Here is a 20,817-nt window from a genome sequence, read left to right on the forward strand (position 1 = left end):
AAGTGGGAGGAGAATGGCATGACGAACGGATCGCGGGGAACCGTGGCGGTGACCGGGGCCGAGGGCTTCATCGGCTCGCACCTGGTGGAGCTGTTGGTGCGCTCGGGGCACCGCGTGCGCGCGATGGCGCTGTACAACTCGTTCGGCTCCTGGGGCTGGCTGGAGTCGCTGCCGGCGGACGTGCTGGCCGAGGTGGAGGTGGTGCTGGGCGACGTGCGCGACCCGGCGAGCGTCCGGGAGCTGGTCGCCGGGGCCGAGGTGGTGTACCACCTGGCCGCGCTGATCGCGATCCCCTACTCCTACCGCGCGCCTCGGTCCTATGTGGACACCAACGTCGTCGGCACGCTGAACGTGCTCGACGCCGTGCGGGAGGCCGGCACGCCGCGGCTGGTGCACACCTCCACCAGCGAGACCTACGGCACGGCGCGCACCGTGCCGATCAGCGAGGACCACCCCGTGCAGGCGCAGTCGCCCTACGCGGCGTCCAAGGTGGGCGCGGACAAGCTGGTGGAGTCCTACCACCTCAGCTTCGGGGTGCCGGCGGTGATCCTGCGCCCGTTCAACACCTTCGGCCCCCGCCAGTCGGCGCGGGCGGTCATCCCCACCACGATCAGCCAGCTCGCCGCCGGCGTGGACGAGCTGCGGCTCGGCTCGCTCCGGCCGACCAGGGACTTCCTGTACGTCGCCGACACCGCCGCCGCGTTCCTGGCGGTCGGCACCGCGCCGGCCGACGCCGTCGTGGGCGAGCAGTTCAACGCCGGAACCGGTGAGGAGGTCTCGATCGGACAACTCGTCGAGGACATCGCCCGGCTGATGGGCCGCCAGGTCCAGGTCGTGGAGGACCCGGAGCGCGTGCGTCCCAAGGACTCCGAGGTCATGCGGTTGCTGTGCGACGCCAGCCGGCTGCGCGAGCGCACCGGCTGGCGGCCGGAGCACACCAGGGACGAGGGGCTGCTGCGGACCATCGAGTGGTTCCGGGAGCCGAACAACCTCCGCCGCTACAAGCCCGAGTTCTACAACCAGTAGTCACAGGAGGGAAACGCCGTGCACGCAGTGATCCTCGCCGGTGGCAAGGGAACCCGGTTACGGCCCTACACCACCTGCCTGCCCAAGCCGCTGGTCCCCATCGGTGACCACTACTCCATCCTCGACATCGTGCTCCACCAGCTCGCGCGGTCCGGGTTCCGCAGCGCGACGCTGGCGATCGGCCACCTCGGCCACCTGATCCGCTCCTACGTCGGCGACGGCAGCCGCTGGGGCATGACCGTCGACTACGCCGAGGAGGAGTCCCCGCTGGGCACGATCGGCCCGCTGCTGGGGATGCTGGACCGCCTGCCGCCGCACTTCCTGGTCATGAACGGCGACGTCCTCACCAACCTGGACTTCGCCCTGCTGCTGGGACGGCACGTGGCCGACGCCGCTCCGCTGACCGTGGCGACCTACCAGCGCCAGGTCAGGATCGACTTCGGTGTGCTGTCCACGAAGGACGGACGGATCGTGGAGTTCGCCGAGAAGCCCACGCTGGACTACCGGGTCAGCATGGGCGTGTACGGCGTCAGCGGCGAGACGCTGCGCCGCTACGAGCCCGGCCTGCCGCTGGGCTTCGACGAGCTGGTGCTCGACCTGCTCGCCGCGAACACCCCGCCGAGGGAGTATGCCTTCGACGGCTACTGGCTGGACATCGGTCGGCCCGACGACTACGACCGGGCCAACGCCGAGTTCGACCTGCTGCGCCCGATGTTGTTGGGGGCGCCGGCGTGACGCGGTACCTCCTGCTCGGCGCGTCCGGCTTCCTGGGCCGGCACGTCGGGGACCGGCTCGACGCGGAGACCGGGGCGGAGGTGGTCACCGCCGGGCGTCGCGCGCCCGGCGGTGACCGGCCGCACCGGCCGCACCTGCCGGTCGACCTGGCGGAGGCCTCGGTCGACCGGCTGGCCGCGTTGCTGGCCGAGGCCGCGCCGGACGTCGTGGTCAACGCCGCCGGCGCCGTGACCGGCCCGCCGGCCGCCATGGCGGCGGTCAACACCACCGCCGTCGGCGCGCTCGCCGCCGCGTTGCTGACGGCCACCCCCTCGGCGCGCCTGGTGCACCTGGGCTCGGCGGCCGAGTACGGGCGGGTCGAGCCGGGGGAGCCGGTGACCGAGGAGACCCCGCCCCGCCCGGTCGGCGTCTACGGCGTGACCAAGCTCGGCGCGACCGAGATCCTCCGCCTCGCCAGGCGGACCGGGCTCGACGCGCTGGTGCTGCGCGTGTTCAACCCCGTCGGGCCGGGCGCGCCGGCCTCCAGCCTGCTGGGCCGGCTGGTCGAGCAGGCCGAGTCGGCCGAGGTCCGGCTGGGGCCGCTGGCTGATCACCGGGACTTCGTGGACGCCAGGGACGTGGCCGACGCCGTCCTCGCGGCGGCCACCGCGCCGTCGGACCGGCTGGCGGAGGGGCGTTCGGAGGGGCGGTGGCTGTTCAACGTCGGCAGCGGCAGGGCGCGGACGGCCAGGGAGCTGGTCCGCCGGTTCCTGGAGATCGTCGGGTCGTCGGCGTCGGTCAGGGAGGCCGAACCCGGCTCGGACCGCTCCGCGCACGTGCCGTGGCAGCGGGCCGACGTCTCGGCCGCGGCCGAGGCGCTGGGTTGGCGACCGCGCCGGGACCTGGACACCACCCTGGTCGACGTCTGGGCGGCGGCGTGCGCCCGCTGATCCGCATGGTCGTGCCGGCCTACTTCCACCCCGGGGTCGCGCCCGACGACTGGCGACGGCTGGCCTCGGCGCGCACCCGCCCGCGCCTGGTGGTGCTGAACCTGGCGGACGGCCCGGGCTCCGTCAGGGACGCCCAGTTCGCCGCCGTGGTGGACCCGTTGGTCGCGGCGGGCGTCCCGGTCGCGGGCTATCTGGACACCGCCTACGGCGAGCGCGCCAAGGACGCGCTGCTCCGCGACGCCGCGCGGTACCGGCGCTGGTACGGCGTGGACCGGGTCTTCCTCGACCGCGTCCGGGCCGACCGCGCCGGCCTGCCGCACTACGCCGGGGCCGTCACGGCACTCCGGGACGACGGGGCGGTCGAGGTGACGATGAACCCCGGCGTCTACCCGGATCTCGGCTACGTCGAGCTGGCGGACCTCGTCGTCACGTTCGAGGGTCCGTGGCGCTCCTACCGCCGGCTCGTCGTGCCGTCGTGGGCGCACTGCCTTCCGGCGCAGCGGTTCTGCCACCTCGTCTACGGCGCGCCGCGCCTGGCCCGGTGGAGGGCGCGTCGGCTGGCGGCGCGCCGGCACGTCGGCTTCGTGACGACGACGGCGGTCGACGGGGCCAACCCCTGGCGGAGGCTGCCCGCGCCATGGCGGTGACTACCATGAGTGGCCAGGCCCTCCCGGCCGGCGTGGGAGCCCCCGGCGGCGCGCCCCCTCGTGATTCGTCCTCTGTGTACTGTCCTCAATGGACGAAGCTGGCCGCGGTGCCCGCCGTGTCCTCCGTGTTCCCCGTGTCCATTGTGTCCATTGTGTCTGTTCCTCGTTCCTTGTTCCTCGTCCGCATGACGTCGGCCGCCCGGCGACGCCCGGGGCGGCCCACGCGATGAGTCGGAGGTGGCCGTGCGGAAGGCTCCCGCTGGTCTGCTGCTCCTGGTCCTCCTGGTGTCCTCCTGCTCCGGCGGGTCGCGCGACGACCCCGGACCCGCCGACTCCTCCGCGTCGCCCCCTCCGCCGGTGACCTCGCCGCAGCCGTCGCCCCCGGCCGGAACGACCGGCGCACCCGGTTCCACGCCCGCGCAGTGGTGGGTGCCGACGCCGGGGACCACCTGGCAGTGGCAGCTCCACGGCCAGATCGACCTCGACGTGGACGCGGCCGTCTACGACGTCGACGGGGTGGAGACGAGCGCGGAGACCGTGAAGGCGCTCAAGGAGCGCGGACGCCGGGTGATCTGCTACGTCAACGTCGGGGCCTACGAGGACTTCCGGCCCGACCGCGAGCGCTTCCCCGATCAGGTGCTCGGCCAGGGCAACGACTGGAAGGGCGAACGGTGGCTGGACATCCGCCGCCTCGACGTCCTCGAACCGCTCATGGCCCGCCGCTTCGACGAGTGCGCGGCCAAGGGGTTCGACGCGGTGGAGGCCGACCTGGTCGACGCCTACCAGCACGACAGCGGGTTCCCGATCACCGCCGAGCACCAGCTCGCCTACAACCGGGCGCTGGCCCGCCTGGCGCACGAACGCGGCCTGGCGATCGGCCTGAAGAACGACCTGGACCAGATCCCGCAGCTCGTGGGCGAGTTCGACTTCGCCGTGAACGAGCAGTGCGCGGAGTTCGACGAGTGTGAGCGGCTGACCCCGTTCGTCAGGGCGGGCAAGGCGGTCTTCCACGCCGAGTACACAGTGTCCAACGAGCGGTTCTGCGCCAGGACGAAGGCGTTGGGCCTCAGCTCCATCCGCAAGCGGAAGGACCTCGACGCGGCGCGCTGGCCCTGCTGAGCCGCGCCCACGTGTTGATCACTTGATGCGCCTGTGGCCCGCGTCACCTAGGGTGTCGGCAACAGTGTCACCTGGGGAGGTGCAGGCATGCGGGTTCCGCTCACCGTCGCCGATTTCCTGGACCGCGCCGAGACCGTCTTCGCCGACAGCACGGCCATCGTGGACGAACCGACCCAGCCGGCGGCTCCGGTCCCGACCACGACCTACGGCGAGCTGGCCCGCCGGGTCAGGGCCTGGCAGGCCGGACTGGACGCCCTCGGCGTGGCCGAGGGCGAGCGGGTCGCCGTGGCCAGCCACAACGCCGCGCGGCTGCTGGAGCTGCTCTACGCCGTCCCCGCCAGCGGCAGGGTCGCCGTGCCGGTCAACTTCCGGCTCCGCCCCGACGAGGTCGACTACATCGTGGAGCACAGCGGCGCGTCCGTGCTGCTGGTCGACCCGGAGCTGGAGGAGTCGCTGCGCGGGGTCCACGCCCCGAAGCGGTTCGTGCTCGGGGAGCAGACCGAGACCGAGGTGATGCGGTTCGACGTCGAGCCCCGCCCCTGGTCGCGGCCGGACGAGGACGCCACGGCGACGATCAACTACACCTCGGGGACCACCGCGCGCCCCAAGGGCGTGCGGCTGACCCACCGCAACATCTGGGTCGACACGGTCACCTTCGGGCTGCACACGCGGACCTGGGAGCGCGACGTCTACCTGCACACCCTGCCGACGTTCCACTGCAACGGCTGGAACATGCCGTACGTGCTGGCCGGACTGGGCGCCAAGCAGGTCGTGCTGCGCAAGGTGGACGGCGCCGAGATCCTGCGCCGGGTCGACGAACACGGCGTGACGCTGATGTTCGGCGCGCCGGCGGTGTGGAACCTGGTGCTGGACGCCGCGCGGCACTGGGAGGGGGAGATCCCCGGCAGGGACCGCGTGCGGATCGTCTGCGCGGGCGCGCCCCCGCCCACCCGCATGATCGCCAGGGTGGAGGAGGAGCTGGGCTGGGAGTTCCAGCAGATCTACGGCCTGACCGAGACCAGCCCGCTGCTGACCTTCAACCGCACCCGGCCGGCCGACGTCGACCTGCCCGCCGAGGAGCGGGCCCGCAAGCTGTCCCGCGCCGGCGCGCCCGCGCTCGGCGTGCGGCTGCGGATCTCGGAGACCGGCGAGGTGCTGGCCAGGGCCAACGTCGTCCTGGACGGGTACTGGCGCAACGACGAGGCCACCGAGGAGGCGCTGGCCGGCGGGTGGTTCCACACCGGCGACGGCGGGGAGATCGACGCCGAGGGCCACCTCACCATCAGCGACCGCAAGAAGGACGTGATCATCAGCGGTGGGGAGAACGTCTCCTCGATCGAGGTCGAGGACTGCATCTTCGCCCACCCCGCCGTGGCCGAGGTCGCGGTGATCGGCGTGCCGCACGAGAAGTGGGGCGAGACGGTGAAGGCGCTCGTCGTGCTCGCCGAGGGCGCCCAGGCCACCGAGCAGGAGATCATCGCCCACTGCAAGGAGCGGCTCGCCGGGTACAAGGCCCCGACCTCGGTGGAGTTCCGGGACGCCATCCCGCGCACGGCCACCGGCAAGATCCAGAAGTTCAAGCTCCGCGAACCGTACTGGGCCGGGCGTTCCCGTCAGGTCAACTGAGCGCGTCCGGTCTGGGCGCCCGGCGCGGGTCGGGCGCCCAGACCGGGACGCCCAGACCGGGACGCCCAGACCGGGCGCTCATGCCTCCGGCAGGCCGAGGCCGCGTCGCACGGCCCGCTCGACGGGGGAGTAGTCGCCGTCCGCCCGGTCCAGAACGAGATCCCCGGTCGGCGGCAGCGGGGGCTGTGCCATGAACCGGGGAACGGTCCCCCGGTGCGGCTGCGCCGCGTGCACCAGGAACGGGTGGCACAGGTACACGGTGCCGGCCTCGCCCGTGGCCAGGGCGAGCGGCCGGTGCGCGGTGGCCGCCTCGGCCACGGGGCCGAAGGCGAAGGGGTCGACCCCGGCGTCCCCTGCGTCGGCCAGCAGCGGGGGGATGTCGAGGTGGGAGCCGACGCGGATCCTGGTGGGCGCGTCGTCCTCGCCGACGTCGGAGAACAGGAAGAGCATCAGCAGCGCCCGCCCGCGTGACCGCAGGTTCGTGCGGTAGCCGGACCCGTCCTCGGCGGCGAAGCTCGCCTCCACGTGCCACCCGGCGTCGCCGGGGTCCTCGGGGCTGGGGAACCGCACGGGGAAGGTGCCGAGGCTGTGCCTCGGCTCCTACCGGCCCACGCCGACCAGCCGGTCGAAGGCGGCGTGCAGGACCGGGGTGTTGACGGCGAGCCGGAACGGCTCGTCGGCGTAGCCGCCGAGGCGGACCACGGGCTGGGTCCAGGTCGTGGGGTCGTCGGGGTCCAGTCCCGTCTCGCGCCACAGCAGGGCGCGTCCGGCGTCGGCCAGCTCGCGCGGGAAGGCTCCGTCCAACCTGACGAAACCTTCCTCGACGAACCGTTCGGTCTGCTCGTCGGTCAGGGTGGGAACGGGCACACGCACCGCCTTTCGTGACGCACCCCGGAATCGGGGCACCAGGGCACCAGGGACTGTGGTTGGTGCGCCCGGCCACTGGCCACTGAGTTTCGGTCTCCGCGCCCGCCACGTGAGCGCCCCGGAGAGCGCCGAACGCCTGATCGCGCGCCGTCTCACAGAGAAAGAAGGTCATGGCGCTCTTTCGTCAGATGACGGAACGGGCGGCGGCGAGGGGCGGGCCGGGGCTGTGGTCGGGCCGGACGGCCGGCGCGGCCGAATCGGTGATCAACACCTCACTCCAGTGTCGGTCGAGGGTTCGGCGACGAGGCCGACCCGTTCGGTCCGTCCCGGCCTCCGGGCCGTCCCTGAATCGGGTTGACGGTGGGGTCGCCGCCCGGATTCCCTTCTGGATCAAGAGGTCTGTTCGGTGCGGCCGGTGACCACGACCCGGCTGGACCACTCGTTGTCGTGGACCCGTCCCGGGCTGATGCCGCCATCACCACGCGCGGCAGTCGTGACTCTCCGTGCATTTCCGGGGCTTCTGTGACTGAAGGGGGCGAAGAGCCAGTTGTTTCGAGTGGCAAGCAAGTGGCCCCAGTGGCACAGTCCGCTCGGCAGTAGCAACGCTCCGTCCTTCGGTGGAACCGGGCCACCCGGGCAGCCGAGTCGGCCGAACCGGCCGAGACGGCGGGGCTGGACTTCGGGGCCGCGCCCTCCGGGGCGGCGGGTCCCGGGCGGGAGGTGGAGCTCGTGTCGACGCGACGCGGAAGAGCCCTCGGGCTCGGCGCCGGCGTCCTCGTGGTCGCCATGGCGGTGGTCATGGCCGCGGCCGGCCCGGCCGGCGCGGTGCCACCCCCGCCACCCAACCCCAGTGACTCCGAGATCGAGGCGGGACGCGAGGAGGCCCGCGCCAAGGCGGCCAGGGTCGGCGAGCTGACCCAGCGGCTGGTCGAGTCCGAGGGACGCCTCCAGCAGCTCGTCAACGACGTGGAGTGGAAGCTGGAGCAGGCCAACAAGGCGATGGTCGACCTCGCGGCGGCCGAGGCCGCCGCCACCGCCGCCCTGCGGGACGCCGAGGTCGCCAGGGCCGAGGCCGACGCGGCCGGCCGGACGGTGGAGCAGGCCCGCCAACGCGCCGACCAGTTCGTCGCCGCCAGCTACCAGCAGGGCAGCACCGTCGGCTCCCTCACGGCCTACTTCGGCTCCACCAGCCCCGAGGACCTGCTCGCCAGGGCCCAGCTCCTCAACGCGGTCAGCGGCTCCCAGCTCGACGCCATGGACCAGATGGAGCGCGCCAGGACCGACCGGGCCAACAAGGACTCGGCCGCGCGCAAGGCGCTGGAGGTGGCCCGCGACCGGCAGGCCAAGGCCGAGGAGGCCCGGCGGGCCGCCGACGCCGCCAAGGCCGCGGCCGTGCGGGCCATGACCGAGCAGCGCGAGCACACCCAGCGGATCGAGAGCGACCGCTCCGAGGTCGAGCGCCAGCTCGCCCAGGCCCAGGCCGAGGTCGCCGGGCTGGAGGGGCAACGGCAGCGCTACCAGGAGTGGCTGGCCGCGAAGCAACGCGAGGAGGAGGCCGCGCGCCGCGCCGCCGAGGAGGCGGCCAGGAGGGCCCAGGCCGACTCCGCCCGGCGCGTGGCCGCGGCCCCGCCGCCGCGCCGACCGGCCGGGCCAGGGGCCCCCAGCCGGCCGCCGGCCAGGAACGAGGCGTCGACCGGCGACGTGGAGGCCGTGATCGCCAGGGCCCTGTCCCAGATCGGGGTGCCCTACTCCTGGGGAGGCGGCAACGCCGAGGGGCCCACGCTCGGCATCAGGGACGGCGGCGTTGCCGACTCCTACGGCGACTACGCCAAGGTCGGCTTCGACTGCTCCGGCCTGATGGTCTACGCCTTCGCCGCCGCCGGGGTGAGCCTGCCCAAGTACAGCGGCTACCAGTACCTCGCCGGCGACCACGTCCCGCTGGACCAGGCGCGTCGCGGCGACATGTTGTTCTGGGGGCCCGGCGGCGGCCAGCACGTCGCCCTCTACCTCGGCGACGGGACGATGGTGGAGGCCCCGTACTCCGGGTCGAGCGTGCGGGTCTCCCCGGTCCGGTACAACGGCATCCAGCCCTACGCCGTGCGCGTGCTCTGACACGCGAACGTTTCCCGACCATTCCGTTCGGAACGCGCCTCTTCCTGAACGCGACCACGTGGACCCCGCCGGTCTCCACCGGCGGGGTCCACACTGTTCTTCGGGGTTCTTCGAGGTTCTTCGGGGGTGCGCCATCACGATGCGGGGTGCTGCACGGCCTGCGGAAGGATCGACGGTCGGTCCCTGTTGGTGCGTGGTGGTGCCGCCGGGAGGTCCTCGGCTGGACCAGGACCGGCCCGCGAGCATGATCGACGTGGGTGCCGCTGGTGAGAGCTGGCGGGGTTCTCCTTGTTCTGTGGGGTCGGCATCGCGAGGCAGGGTTCCGCGTCGCCTGCGGACGGATCAGCGTGATGATCATCGGGAGGGGACGTGCCGAGGAGACGTCCTGAGGGGCTGACATGTCCGCCCCCAGAGGATCTTCGAGCTGGTGTGCACCCGCGTCTGGTGGGGGTGCGGCCGCCAGTCTCTCGACGGTCGGCCCCTGTTGGTATGTGGTGCCATTGGGAGGTCCTTGTGTCACCTCGGGCGGCCCAGGGTTGGTCCACGATTCACGTGGACGCGCCCCCCGGTGAAGATCGGCGGGGTGTCGTTCGTTCTTCGGGTTCGGTGCCGCCGCTGTGTGGCCTGAGGGCGGATCAGTGTGGTGACGGTCGGAGGAGGCCGGGTCGCGTGAGCGGCCAGGGCGGCTGGCGTGTCTGCCCGCCACTCGATCCCGGTGCGGACGACCGATTCGTCAGGTTCCCCGGGTCTCCGCGCGGTCGGTCCGGATGATCGCCGAGCTGGAGTGTGGCGGGTTCTGCTCCGGCGTGATCGACGAAGTGCGCGATGGTCGGAGCTTGTTGGTACCTGGTGCCGTTGGGAGGTCCTTGTGTCACCTCGGGCGGCCAGGGTTGGCCCGCGAGCACGGTCCACGGGACGCCGCCGGTGAACGCAGGCGCGGTCCTCGTACGTTCTTCGGGTTCGGCGTCAGGAGCTGTGCCGCGACCTGGCCTGAGGGGTCTGAGGGTGGACCAGTGTGGTCATGAGCAGTAGGGGGATGCCGGCTGGGCACCCAGGCGACTGGTGGTCCGTCCGCTGTTGTGACAGCGGCGCGGACAGCCGGCCGTCAGGTTCTTCGAGTCCACAGCGTGGTCTGTCGGGCGGTCGCTGAGCTGGAGTGTGGCGGGTTCTGGTCCGGTGGGCCGTCGGAGTGGCCGAGGCTGGAGTTCGTTGGTGCGTAGTGCCGCCCGGAAGGTCCTTGTTGTCGCCTCGGGCGGGTCAGAGGCGGTCCGCGAGCACGTTCCGCGTGCGCTGCTGCCGAAGGCCGGCCGGGTTCACGTCCTTGGCCGGGGTTCGACATCGCGAGCCGGGCCGCCCGCCTGCGGACGGATCAGCGCGTGATGATCGGAAAGGGGCAGTGCTGCGGAGGCGTCCGCTGCGGATGGTGTCCGCTCGCCGTTCCGACCTCGGTGCGGATGACGGATTCGTCAAGGTCCCCGCGTATCGCGTGGGTTCGTCCAGTGATCGCCGACGCGGTCGACGGTCAGCACCTGCTGGCGCCCTGGTGCCGTTCAAGAGGTCCTTGTCGCCACCCGGGCCGGGCCAGGATCAGCTCCGATGCGCATTTCGCGCGGACCCCGCCGGCTCGCGCCGGTGGCCAAGCCACGTCGTCCGCCCGATGTCGTCTTGGGCTGTCTGTCCGTCGCCCGGCGCGCGTGGAGAGATCAACATCATGACCGACCAGAAGGGGACATGCCGCGTAGGAGCCCGCACCAACTCCGCGCCCGCCCACCGCTCGGACCCTGGTGCGGACGACCGATTCGTCAGGTTCCCCGGGTCTCCGCGCGGTCGGTCCGGATGATCGCCGAGCTGGAACGCCCACGGTTCTGGCCCGGGGCGATCGCCGAGGCGCTCGACGGCTGGACTCGGTTCGTCCACGGTCCCACCCGCGCCCTCCTCGACCACGCGCCCGAGGTCTGTCCCTGCCCGGGCTGTCAGTGGGACGACCCGGCGGTGCTGCGCGAGGCGTTGCGAGACCCACTGCTCGCACTGCCGCGCGGAGCGGCCCGGGAACTGCGTGCTCTTCTGCGGCCGCTGGACGAGATCTCCCTGGCCCGCTCGGTCCCGACGCGCGAGACCACGCACCTCCGCGAGATCCTCGCGGTCCCTTCGTGTTCAACCCGTGCCGCCCGGGGCCTCCGGGACTTCACCGTGAAAGAACGCGTCCGGAGTGGACGTTCGCTGCCCGCCCTCCGCGCCACGCCGCCGCCTCCCTTCCAGGACGACACCCGCCCCCGAGAAGCCGCCATCCCCGACGAGTCGCCACTCACCCGCGCGGTCGCGGGGGGAGACGCGCAGAATCGGGGACAGCGACAGCAGCGGCAGTGCGCGTCCGCGCGTCCTGTCACCGGTGTCGCGCCTGGACAGCCCGACCGGCGCGGGTGGAGGTCACGGGGGACACCGTGGAGCCGACACCGCCGCCGAACCCGAGGAGCGAGGACCACCGGCACCATGTCGACCGTGAAGCCTCCACCCCCGTCTCCCTGGGCGGCCGTCGTCCTGGCCGGGGGCCGGGCCCGCCGCCTCGGCGGATGCGACAAGGTCGCGCTGACCGTCGGCGACCGGACCCTGCTCGACGGCGTGCTGGCCGCCGTGGCCGCCGGCGGAGCCGACCCGGTCGTGGTCGTCGGCCCGCCGAGGACGACCGCCCTGCCCGTGCTCTGGGCCAGGGAGGACCCGCCGGGCGGCGGCCCGCTGGCCGGCCTCGCCGAGGGGCTGCGCGCGGTGCCCGCCGAGGTCGCCGAGGTCGCGGTGCTCGCCGGCGACCTCGCGGCGGTGGGGCCGGGCACGCTGGACCGCCTGCGCGCGGCGTTGCGCGCCGAGCGGGCCGCCGACGGCGCGGTCCTGGTCGACGAGCACGGCCACGTCCAGTGGCTCCTCGGGGTGTGGCGCGCGCCGGCCCTGCGGTCGGTGGTGCCCGAGCGCGGGGCCGGGCTCGCGGTCCGCGCCGTCCTCGGCCACCTCACCAGGATCGACGTGCCGGCCCTCCCCGGCGAGACCCTCGACGTCGACACCCCCGACGACCTGCGCGCGGCGCGGGGCGCGAGCACCCGATGAGACCACTCGCCCTGCGCCCGTAAGGTCTTCACAGCGGTCATACCGCGAGTCCGGTTCCCTGTGCGGTGGAGTGGCGACCTGTCACGCCGCCGGTCCGTCGTAGGAGGTAAGCCAGTGACCGAGCCCGGGCACGCCGAGGGCGCGGGGAGCAGCACGCCGAACACCCCCGCGCGCGACGCCCAGCTCCTCGAACGCACGGTGTTCGAGGTCAAGCGGGTGATCGTCGGCCAGGACCGGCTCGTCGAGCGGGTGCTGGTCGGCCTGCTCGCCAGGGGGCACCTGTTGCTGGAGGGCGTGCCGGGCGTGGCCAAGACGCTGGCCGTGGAGACCTTCGCCAGGGTGGTCGGCGGCACCTACTCCCGGGTCCAGTTCACGCCCGACCTCGTGCCGGCCGACATCCTCGGCACCCGCATCTACCGCCAGGGCAGCGAGACCTTCGACGTCGAGCTGGGCCCGGTGGTGGCCAACTTCGTGCTCGCCGACGAGATCAACCGCGCGCCGGCCAAGGTCCAGTCCGCGATGCTGGAGGTCATGGCCGAGCGGCACGTGTCGATCGGCGGCCAGACCTTCCCGATGCCCGACCCGTTCCTGGTGCTGGCGACCCAGAACCCCATCGAGAACGAGGGCGTCTACCCGCTGCCCGAGGCGCAGCGCGACCGCTTCCTGTTCAAGATCGTCGTGGAGTACCCGACGGCCGAGGAGGAGCGGGAGATCGTCTACCGGATGGGCGTCCAGCCCCCCGAGCCGCACCAGGTGCTCAACCCGGCCGAGCTGACCCGGCTCCAGGGCGTGGCCTCGCGGGTGTTCGTGCACCACGCGCTGGTCGACTACGTGGTCCGGCTGGTGGTCGCCACCCGCTCGCCCCACGAGCACGGCCTGTCCGACGTGGCGAACTGGATCGCCTACGGCGCCTCGCCGCGCGCCACCCTCGGCGTCGTCGCCGCCTCCCGCGCCCTCGCGCTGGTCAGGGGCCGCGACTACGTCCTGCCGCAGGACGTGGTCGACGTGGTGCCCGACGTGCTGCGCCACCGGCTCGTGCTGTCCTACGACGCGTTGGCCGACGGCGTCCCGGTCGACCACATCGTCAGCCGGGTGCTCCAGACGGTGCCGCTGCCGCAGGTGTCGGCCCGGCCGCAGGTCGCGCCCTACCCGCCGGCCCCCGCCACCCCGCAGCACCAGCCGATGCCGCCCGCCCCGCAGGGCCAGCCCGGCCCGGCCGTGCCGACCGGCCAGCCGGGGCCGGTGGCGCCGTCCGCCGCGCCGAACCGGCAGTGACCGGGAGGGGACCGCAGGTGTCAGCCAGCTCCGACGCGCCCCAGCACGCCCGGGGTGACGGGCAGGAGGGCGGGACGACCGGGGCGGGTCCCGCCGAGGACCGGCGCCCGTCCTGGGCGCCGCCCTCCCTGACCTCCGGCCGCATGGAGGCGGCGTTGCGCACGCTGGAGCTGACCGTGCGCCGCCGACTGGACGGGCTGTTGCAGGGCAACCACCTCGGGCTGGTCCCCGGTCCCGGCACCGAGCCCGGCGAGGCCCGCCCCTACCAGCCCGGCGACGACGTCCGCCGCATGGACTGGGCGGTGACCGCCCGCACCACGGAGCCGCACATCCGGGAGACGGTCGCCGACCGCGAGCTGGAGACGTGGGTGCTGGTCGACCTGTCGCCCAGCCTGGACTTCGGCACCGCCGCCTGCGAGAAGCGCGAGCTGGCGGTCGCCGCCGTCGCGGCCGTGGCGCACCTGACGCAGGGCGGCGGCAACCGCGTCGGCGCCCTGGTCTCCACCGGGGAGCGCACCGAGCGGGTGCCGGCCAGGGGCGGCCTGGCCTACGCCAGGACCCTGGTGCGCCGGATCGCCGAGACCCCCAGGGCGCCCGAGGGCACCAGGGGCGACCTCGCCGCCCTGCTCGAACAGCTCCGCCGGCCGCCGAGGCGGCGTGGGCTCGCGGTCGTGGTGTCGGACTTCCTCGGCCCGCTGGACTGGGAACGGCCCCTGCGCGCCCTGGCCGCCCGGCACGACCTGCTGGCGGTCGAGGTGCTCGACCCGAGGGACGTCGACCTGCCCGAGGTGGGCACCGTGGTGCTGGCCGACCCGGAGAGCGGCCGGCAGCGGGAGGTGCACGCCACGCCCCTGCTGCGCAGGGAGTTCGCGGCGGCGGCCGCCGCGCACCGCGAGTCGGTGGCCGCGGTGCTCCGCCGCGCCGGCGCCGGCCACCTGGTGCTGCGGACCGACTCCGACTGGGTGGCCGACATCGTGCGGTTCGTCGTGGCGCGCAAGCGCAACTGGTCGGGAGGGGTTGTCTGATGCTGGGGTTGAGCCTGAGCGGGTTCACCGCCCCGTGGTGGTTCACCCTGGTCGTGGCGATCGGCCTGCTCGTCGCCGGCTACCTGTGGGTGCAGCGCCGACGGCGTCGCGACACCCTGCGGTTCACCAACCTCGAACTGCTGGAGAAGGTCGCGCCCCGGCGGAACGGGTGGTACCGGCACGCGCCGGCCGCGTTGCTCGGTGTGGCCCTGCTGCTGTTGACCGTCTCCCTGGCGGGGCCGACCACCCGCGAGCGCGTGCCGCGCAACCGGGCGGTGGTCATGATGGCCATCGACGTCTCGTTGTCGATGAAGGCCACCGACGTGCAGCCCACGCGGCTGGCGGCGGCGCAGGCGGCCGCGAAGTCCTTCGTGGAGGGGCTGACGCCGGGGGTGAACCTCGGCCTGGTGGCCTTCGCCGGCACCGCGACCGTCCTGGTCTCGCCGACCACCGACCGGGAGAGCGTCAAGCAGGCGATCGACGACCTGCGCCTGGCCGAGTCCACGGCCACCGGCGACGCGATCGTCGCCTGCCTGCGCACCATCGAGTCGTTCGGCAAGCTCCTCGGCGGCGCGGACGGCGCGCCGCCGGCCAGGATCGTGTTGATGACCGACGGCAAGGAGATGACCGGCACCACCTCCTCGTCCGTGGCGGCCAAGGACGCCGCCAAGGCGAAGGTGCCGATCTCGTCCATCTCCTTCGGCACCGACCGCGGCACCGTGGACATCGACGGCCGGATGGTGCCGGTGCCGGTGGACGACGACGCGATGAAGGAGATCGCCGACCTGTCCGGCGGCGAGTTCCACAAGGCCGCGACCGCCGAGCAGCTCCGCAAGGTCTACGACACGCTGGGCGAGCAGATCGGCTACGAGAACAAGCAGGTCGACGCGAGCCGGCCGTGGCTGGTTCTGGGCACGCTGAGCGCGCTGATCGCCGTCGGCGCGTCCCTCGCCCTCGGCCGGCGCATCCCCTGACGCCCGCCACCCCCGAGCCTCCGGGAGGCACGGCCCCGGTCGACGGCGATCCCGCCGCGGCCGGGGCCGCGCCGTACGGGCGATCGGGTGGACTTCGCCGCCGTCACCGGACACGCGCGGTCGCGTCCCTGGTTGACCACGATCACGTTCAGTAGTGTGCGACCTGCTTGTCCCGGTGATGGTGACCATCACAGGAGGGTGCGGCCATGGTGCGCAGCGGGCGTCGGGGAATCCTGGTCCACCGCACGGTCACCGCGCTCGCCGTCCTGGTCGCCACCTGGCTCGGCCAGGGCGTCGTCGCCCTCGCCCCGTCCGCCGGCCCGCCCGCCGACGTGTACCGCTACCTCGACGACCCCGAGATGGTGGCGGAGGGGCAGGAGCCCCCGCACGCCGAGCTGCGGCCCCACGCCGACGCCTCCGCCGCCGCGCGCGGCGACCGCTCCTCCCCATGGGTGCACGTGCTCGACGGCGAGTGGCGGCTGCGGATGGCCGACCGCCCGCAGGACGTCCCGCCGGGCTTCGCCTCCGACGGCCACGACACCTCGGACTGGCGTGTCGTCACCGTCCCGCACACCTGGCAGACCGACGGGCTCGACCACCCGGTCTTCCGCAACTCGCCGACCGAGATGTGGCCCGACGACCCGCCGAGGACCCCGCGCGACCTCAACCCGACCGGCGCGTACGTGCGGACCTTCGACCTGCCGGAGCACTGGTCGGGCCGCAGGGTGTTCCTGCGCTTCGAGGGCGTGACCAGCGCCTACCTGGTGTGGGTCAACGGCGCGTACGTCGGCTACGACCAGGGCGGCTACACCCCGGCCGAGTTCGACGTCACCGACGACCTGCGTCGGGGGAGCAACACCGTCGCGGTGCAGGTGCACCGCTGGTCGGCGGGCTCCTACCTGGAGGACTACGACCAGTGGCGCTACTCCGGGATCTTCCGCTCGGTGTGGATGTACGCGACCCCGCAGACCTACCTGCACGACGTCACGATCAGCACCGACCTCGACGCGGCCTACCGCGACGCCACCCTCCGCGCGGACGTGGAGGTCGTGCGCAAGGGCGGCCCGACGGGGACCTACCCCGTGCGGGCCGTGCTGCACGACCCCGGGGGCAACCCGGTGAGCATGCTGACCGGCGCGGTGGAGGTGGGGGAGACCGGCGGCGTCGCCCGGCTGGAGGGCAGGGTCAGCGACCCTCCGAAGTGGACGGACGAGACCCCGAACCGGCACGCGCTCGTGCTGGAGCTACTCGACCCCGGCGGCGCCACGACCCACGTGACCAGCCAGCCCGTCGGCTTCCGGAAAATCGAGATCAGGGACAGGCAGGTGCTGGTCAACGGCCGGCGCGTCGTCGTGCGCGGGGTCAACCGCACCGAGACCGACCCGGCCACCGGCCGGCACGTCACCGAGCAACGCGACACCACCGACGCGCACCTGCTCAAGCGGCTCAACGTCAACGCCGTCCGCACCGCCCACTACCCCTCGGACCCGGCCTTCTACGACCTGGCCGACCGGCTCGGCATCTGGGTCGACGACGAGATGGAGGTCGAGACCCACAACCACCAGGCGTGCCCTGACGACTGCCTCGCCGACCGGCCCGAGTGGCAGAAGGCGTTCCTGGACCGCTTCGTCGCGATGGTCGAGCGGGACAAGAACCACCCCAGCGTGCTGATGTGGGACACCGGCAACGAGGCCGGGCTGGGCAGGGCCCACCACGCGATGGCCGAGTGGGCGCGGGCGCACGCGCCCGGCCGGCCGCTCTACCACCAGCCCGGCGTCCCGGACGGCGACGCGCCCTTCGCCGACGTGTGGGGGCCGCGCTACCCCACGCCGAGCGTGCTGGAGCACATCGCGTCGATCACCGGCAAGCCGGTGATCATGGGGGAGTACGCGCACGCGCAGGGCAACAGCCTCGGCAACTTCCGCGAGTTCTGGGACGTGGTGCGCCGCCATCCGCAGGTGCAGGGCGGGTTCGTCTGGGACCTGGTCGACCAGGACATCACCCGGCCCCTGCGCACCACCCCGGATTCGTCAGGCAACGGAATCCTCGCCTGGTTGAGCGGGATGCCGGCGCACGTCGAGGGGCGCTCCGGCCGCGCGGTGGCCCTGTCCGGGCTGGACGACTTCGTCGAGGTCTACCGGGACCCCCGGTTCGACGAGGTCTCCCAGGCCCTCACGCTCGACGCGTGGGTGCGCCCCGAGTCCTGGTACGGCGACTTCACCGTCATCTCCAAGGGCGACCACCAGTACGCGCTGAAGATGAAGACCGACCAGCTCCTGGAGTTCTTCGTCTACAACGACGGCTGGCACGTCATCCAGGCGCCGGTCCCCGCCGACTGGTACGGGAACTGGCACCGGGTCTCCGGCACCTTCGACGGGAACGCGCTGCGCCTGTACGTCGACGGGGCCGAGGTCGGCAGCACGGCGTGGAGCGGGACCGTGGCCGGGTCGACCTGGCCGGTGAACATCGGCAGGAACTCCGAACTCGGCGACGAGAACATCCCCACCCGCATGTCCCACGGCGCGATCGACCAGGTGCGGATCTACCACCGCGCCCTCACCGCCGACGAGCTGGCGCGCGACCCGGCCCAGGAGGCCGTGCTCGCCCTCGACTTCGACGAGGTGACCGAGCGCGGCACGTACCAGTCCTACGGCGCCGGCCCGAGCGGCAACGACGGCGTCCTGCACCCCGACCGCACGCCGCAGCCCGAGGCCACCCAGATGGCGTGGACCCACTCGCCCATCCGGATCACCGACGCCGCCGCGCGGGAGGGCCGCGTCGCGGTCACCAACGAACGGGCCTTCACGGGCACCGACGACCTCGTGCTGCGCTGGCGCGTCGAGGAGAACGGGGGCGTCGTCGCGCGAGGCGAGCAGCCGCTCCAGGTGGCCCCCGGCCAGCGGGCCGAGGTGCGACTGTCCACTGTGAACGGCACTGTGCCCGCCGGTTCGACCGGCCCGGAACGGTGGTTGACCGTGGAGGCCGCGCTCAGGGCCGACACCCCGTGGGCGCGGGCCGGGCACGTGCTGACGGCCCAGCAGTTCCCGGTGGGCGGGGACCTCGTGGCCGGCCCGCCGGCCCTCGGCGCTCCGCCACCGGTCTCGGTGTCGGAGGAGGGTGACCGGATCGTCGTGTCCGGCCCGGAGTTCCGCCACACCTTCGACCGCGCCTCGGGCACGTTGACCTCGATGCGGGTCAGGGGCGTGGAGCTGCTGCGGCGCGGCCCGGCGCTGGACGCGTGGCGCGCGCCGACCAACAACGAACGGCGGGACGAGGAGCTGGCCTGGCGCGCGGCCGGGCTGGACCGGCTCACCACCACCCCCGGCCCGGTGACCGTCTCCCAGCACGACGGCGAGGCCAGGGTGAGCGTGCCGAGCACGGTCAGCGGCACGGGCGACTCCTCGTTCCGCCAGCTCATGACGTACACGGTGAACGGCAACGGTGAGATCCGCGTGCGGCACAGGGTGGAGGCCCAGGGCGCGGCGCGGAACGTGCCCTACCTGCCCCGGATCGGGTTCACCCTCCAGGTGCCGCAGGAGTTCCAGCGGTTCCACTGGCACGGGCGCGGGCCGGTGGAGAACTACGTGGACAGGAGGGACGGCACGGCCGTCGGCGTGTATTCGTCCACTGTGGACGAGCAGTACGTGCCGTACTCCTGGCCGCAGGACCACGGCAACCACACCGACGTCCGCTGGGCGACCCTCACCGACGGGAGCACCGGGGGCCTGCTGGTGGCCGGCGACCTCCAGGTCTCGGTGACGCCCTTCGACGAGATCGACCGCGCGGCCTACCCGTTCGCGTTGCGGCGCAACCCGGGGTGGAACACCCTCCACGTCAACCACGCGGTCAGCGGGGTGGGGGAGACCTTCTACCCCGTCCTGCCGGATTACCAGGTGCGCCCGGGGGAGGAGTACGGCTACTCCGTGCTGCTGCGTCCGCTGTCCGCCGACGAGGTGCGGGCGGGCGGCCGTCCGGCCGGTCCCGCGATCTGCCGGGCCACGGTGGGAGTGGGCGTCGACCCGGCCGACGTGCCGGCCGGCGGCCGGACCACGGCCCGGGTGACCGTCGCCAACCCCTGTCCCTCCGCGCTGCGCGACGTGACGGTCGATCTGTGGCCGCCCGACGGATGGCGCGCCGAAACCGACCGGGTCACGCTGGGCGAGCTGGCTCCTGGTGCCTCGAAGACGGTCGAGACGTCCCTCGTCAGGGATGCGAACGCCCCTGGCGGTCGACGGTGGGTCGACGCGGAGGTCATCGCGACCGGCGCTCCCGAGGCCAGGGTGCGCTCGGTCGCGCGGGCGGAGGTGCGGGCGACTCCGGTCGCGGCGCGCAGCGAGCCCGTGGTCCCCACCAAGCCGAAGCGGCCGGGACGCTGATCCGGCCGCACCCCCCTCTGGGTCCACAATGGACGGACACGTGAGCGGGCGGTCGGGCGGCCGGACGACCGGGTGGGCGGTGGAGCGCGCTCCAGCACGGCGTTCACCGGATCAACGTCGGGCCGCGACGGCCGATTCCCCAGGACCGACCGGTGGTGGGATTGACGACAGGGATGCGTCACGTGGTTGGAGCCGGTGAGGGCCGCGTGTCAGAGTCGGGATCATGGAGTCGCTCGGCCTGCTCGACGCGGTGGGGAGATGGGGCTCGGGGCAGCCGCTGGACGGGGTCGCCCTGTGGGGCCTGCCGGTTCCCTGGCTCGGGCGGGCCGGTGTCTGCCTCCAGGTCCTCGGCGGCCTCGCGATCGTGCTCGACCTGGTCGGCCCCGCGCGGCTGCGCCAGTGGACGAGGGAGGCCGCGCCCGCCGGCGCGGCCGAGGTGTGGGGCCGGGTCGGCGTCGCGGCGCGCGCCGCGTGGTCGTGGCGGGTGTTGCCCGGGCGGCACGCGCGTCGCGCGGAGAACCGGTGGCGCGCCGCCCGCCAGCTCCGCGCCGGCGAGATCGGGCCGGGCGGTTACCTGACGGTGGTGGAGCGCGACGCCCCGACCCCGGCGGAGGTCGCGCTGGTCCTGCTCGGGGCCGCCGTCCGGCTCTCCGTCGCGGGCGCGGCCCACCTGATGATCGACGGGGTGACGGCCCGCGTGCTGGTCTGCCTCGTCGTGCTGGCGTGCGGCCCCGTGGGCGGGCTCGTCCTGCTCTGGCACGCGGTCAACGCCGCGTACACGCTGGGCCTGCGCGCCGCCGCGACCCTGGCCGCGCGGGTGTTGGCGGCCGGCGGCCGTCGGGCGCGGGCCTGGCGCGCCCTCGCCCTGACGTCCCTGGTCCTCGGCCTCGGGCTCACGGTGCTCGCGCTGTGAGCCCTCGCCGGCTGGCCCTGCTCGCCGGCTGGCCCCGCTCGTGGTCCGGCGCCGCTCGCCGGCTGGCCCCGCTTGTGGTCCGGCCCCGCTCGTGGGC

Annotated in this window: 15 protein-coding genes; 13 read left to right on the forward strand and 2 right to left on the reverse strand. The window is 73.5% G+C overall.

The window, feature by feature from the left end; genetic code table 11:
* Positions 1 to 18: 18 nt before the first annotated feature.
* From LX15_RS07885 to LX15_RS07910, 6 genes are all read left to right on the forward strand, one after another.
* Complete coding sequence (locus tag LX15_RS07885) at positions 19 to 1,026, forward strand: SDR family NAD(P)-dependent oxidoreductase (RefSeq protein ID WP_253668831.1); 1,008 nt, start codon at positions 19 to 21, stop codon at positions 1,024 to 1,026.
* 18 nt (positions 1,027 to 1,044) lie between these two features.
* Positions 1,045 to 1,761 (forward strand): nucleotidyltransferase family protein, encoded by a 717-nt coding sequence (locus LX15_RS07890; protein WP_253668832.1) that lies wholly within the window; start codon positions 1,045 to 1,047, stop codon positions 1,759 to 1,761.
* A complete protein-coding gene (locus LX15_RS07895) occupies positions 1,758 to 2,690 on the forward strand; it encodes an NAD-dependent epimerase/dehydratase family protein (protein ID WP_253668833.1) in 933 nt (310 codons plus the stop codon). The genes LX15_RS07890 and LX15_RS07895 overlap by 4 nt, the downstream gene beginning before the upstream one ends.
* Positions 2,678 to 3,337: a spherulation-specific family 4 protein gene (locus LX15_RS07900; protein ID WP_253668834.1), complete on the forward strand. Its 660-nt coding sequence runs from the start codon at positions 2,678 to 2,680 to the stop codon at positions 3,335 to 3,337. The genes LX15_RS07895 and LX15_RS07900 overlap by 13 nt, the downstream gene beginning before the upstream one ends.
* A gap of 237 nt (positions 3,338 to 3,574) precedes the next feature.
* On the forward strand, positions 3,575 to 4,456 hold the full coding sequence (locus tag LX15_RS07905; protein ID WP_253668835.1) for an endo alpha-1,4 polygalactosaminidase: 882 nt from the start codon (positions 3,575 to 3,577) through the stop codon (positions 4,454 to 4,456).
* An 87-nt stretch (positions 4,457 to 4,543) separates the two neighbouring features.
* Positions 4,544 to 6,082 carry an AMP-binding protein gene (locus LX15_RS07910; protein ID WP_253668836.1) on the forward strand — a complete coding sequence of 513 codons (1,539 nt, stop codon included), beginning with the start codon at positions 4,544 to 4,546 and terminating at the stop codon, positions 6,080 to 6,082.
* Positions 6,083 to 6,160: 78 nt separating this feature from the next.
* Here the strand turns inward: LX15_RS07910 and LX15_RS07915 are convergent, their stop codons facing one another.
* Together LX15_RS07915 and LX15_RS07920 are read right to left on the reverse strand one after the other, a co-directional pair.
* On the reverse strand, positions 6,161 to 6,652 hold the full coding sequence (locus LX15_RS07915) for a phytanoyl-CoA dioxygenase family protein (RefSeq protein ID WP_253668837.1): 492 nt from the start codon (positions 6,650 to 6,652) through the stop codon (positions 6,161 to 6,163).
* 30 nt (positions 6,653 to 6,682) lie between these two features.
* Entirely contained in the window at positions 6,683 to 6,949 is a 267-nt protein-coding gene (locus LX15_RS07920) for a phytanoyl-CoA dioxygenase family protein (RefSeq protein ID WP_253668838.1), read from the reverse strand.
* Positions 6,950 to 7,678: 729 nt separating this feature from the next.
* On the opposite strand from LX15_RS07920, the gene LX15_RS07925 reads away from it, so the two are divergent.
* The 7 genes from LX15_RS07925 (at position 7,679) to LX15_RS07955 (ending at position 20,720) form a co-directional block, all read left to right on the forward strand.
* A complete protein-coding gene (locus tag LX15_RS07925) occupies positions 7,679 to 9,061 on the forward strand; it encodes an NlpC/P60 family protein (RefSeq protein ID WP_372502467.1) in 1,383 nt (460 codons plus the stop codon).
* Between the two features lie 2,499 nt (positions 9,062 to 11,560).
* Positions 11,561 to 12,157, forward strand: a complete 597-nt coding sequence (gene mobA / locus LX15_RS07930; RefSeq protein ID WP_253668839.1) for a molybdenum cofactor guanylyltransferase — start codon at positions 11,561 to 11,563, stop codon at positions 12,155 to 12,157.
* A 114-nt stretch (positions 12,158 to 12,271) separates the two neighbouring features.
* Complete coding sequence (locus LX15_RS07935) at positions 12,272 to 13,432, forward strand: AAA family ATPase (RefSeq protein WP_253668840.1); 1,161 nt, start codon at positions 12,272 to 12,274, stop codon at positions 13,430 to 13,432.
* Between the two features lie 143 nt (positions 13,433 to 13,575).
* Entirely contained in the window at positions 13,576 to 14,457 is an 882-nt protein-coding gene (locus LX15_RS07940; protein WP_253668863.1) for a DUF58 domain-containing protein, read from the forward strand.
* Positions 14,458 to 14,465: 8 nt separating this feature from the next.
* On the forward strand, positions 14,466 to 15,431 hold the full coding sequence (locus LX15_RS07945; RefSeq protein ID WP_253668864.1) for a VWA domain-containing protein: 966 nt from the start codon (positions 14,466 to 14,468) through the stop codon (positions 15,429 to 15,431).
* A 206-nt stretch (positions 15,432 to 15,637) separates the two neighbouring features.
* Positions 15,638 to 19,807: a glycoside hydrolase family 2 TIM barrel-domain containing protein gene (locus LX15_RS07950; RefSeq protein ID WP_253668841.1), complete on the forward strand. Its 4,170-nt coding sequence runs from the start codon at positions 15,638 to 15,640 to the stop codon at positions 19,805 to 19,807.
* Between the two features lie 223 nt (positions 19,808 to 20,030).
* The gene (locus LX15_RS07955; protein WP_253668842.1) at positions 20,031 to 20,720 is read left to right on the forward strand and encodes a hypothetical protein; all 690 of its coding nucleotides are present in this window, start codon (positions 20,031 to 20,033) and stop codon (positions 20,718 to 20,720) included.
* Positions 20,721 to 20,817 lie beyond the last annotated feature (97 nt).

Origin of the sequence: Streptoalloteichus tenebrarius (genome assembly GCF_024171885.1) — a bacterium.
Classification (GTDB): Bacteria; Actinomycetota; Actinomycetes; order Mycobacteriales; family Pseudonocardiaceae; genus Streptoalloteichus; species Streptoalloteichus tenebrarius.

Coding starts and splice junctions, on each gene's coding strand:
- LX15_RS07885 (WP_253668831.1), top strand. CDS start 19: ATGACGAACGGATCGCGGGGAACCGTGGCGGTGACCGGGGCCGAGGGC.
- LX15_RS07910 (WP_253668836.1), top strand. CDS start 4,544: ATGCGGGTTCCGCTCACCGTCGCCGATTTCCTGGACCGCGCCGAGACC.
- LX15_RS07940 (WP_253668863.1), top strand. CDS start 13,576: ATGGAGGCGGCGTTGCGCACGCTGGAGCTGACCGTGCGCCGCCGACTG.
- LX15_RS07950 (WP_253668841.1), top strand. CDS start 15,638: ATGGTGCGCAGCGGGCGTCGGGGAATCCTGGTCCACCGCACGGTCACC.
- LX15_RS07955 (WP_253668842.1), top strand. CDS start 20,031: ATGGAGTCGCTCGGCCTGCTCGACGCGGTGGGGAGATGGGGCTCGGGG.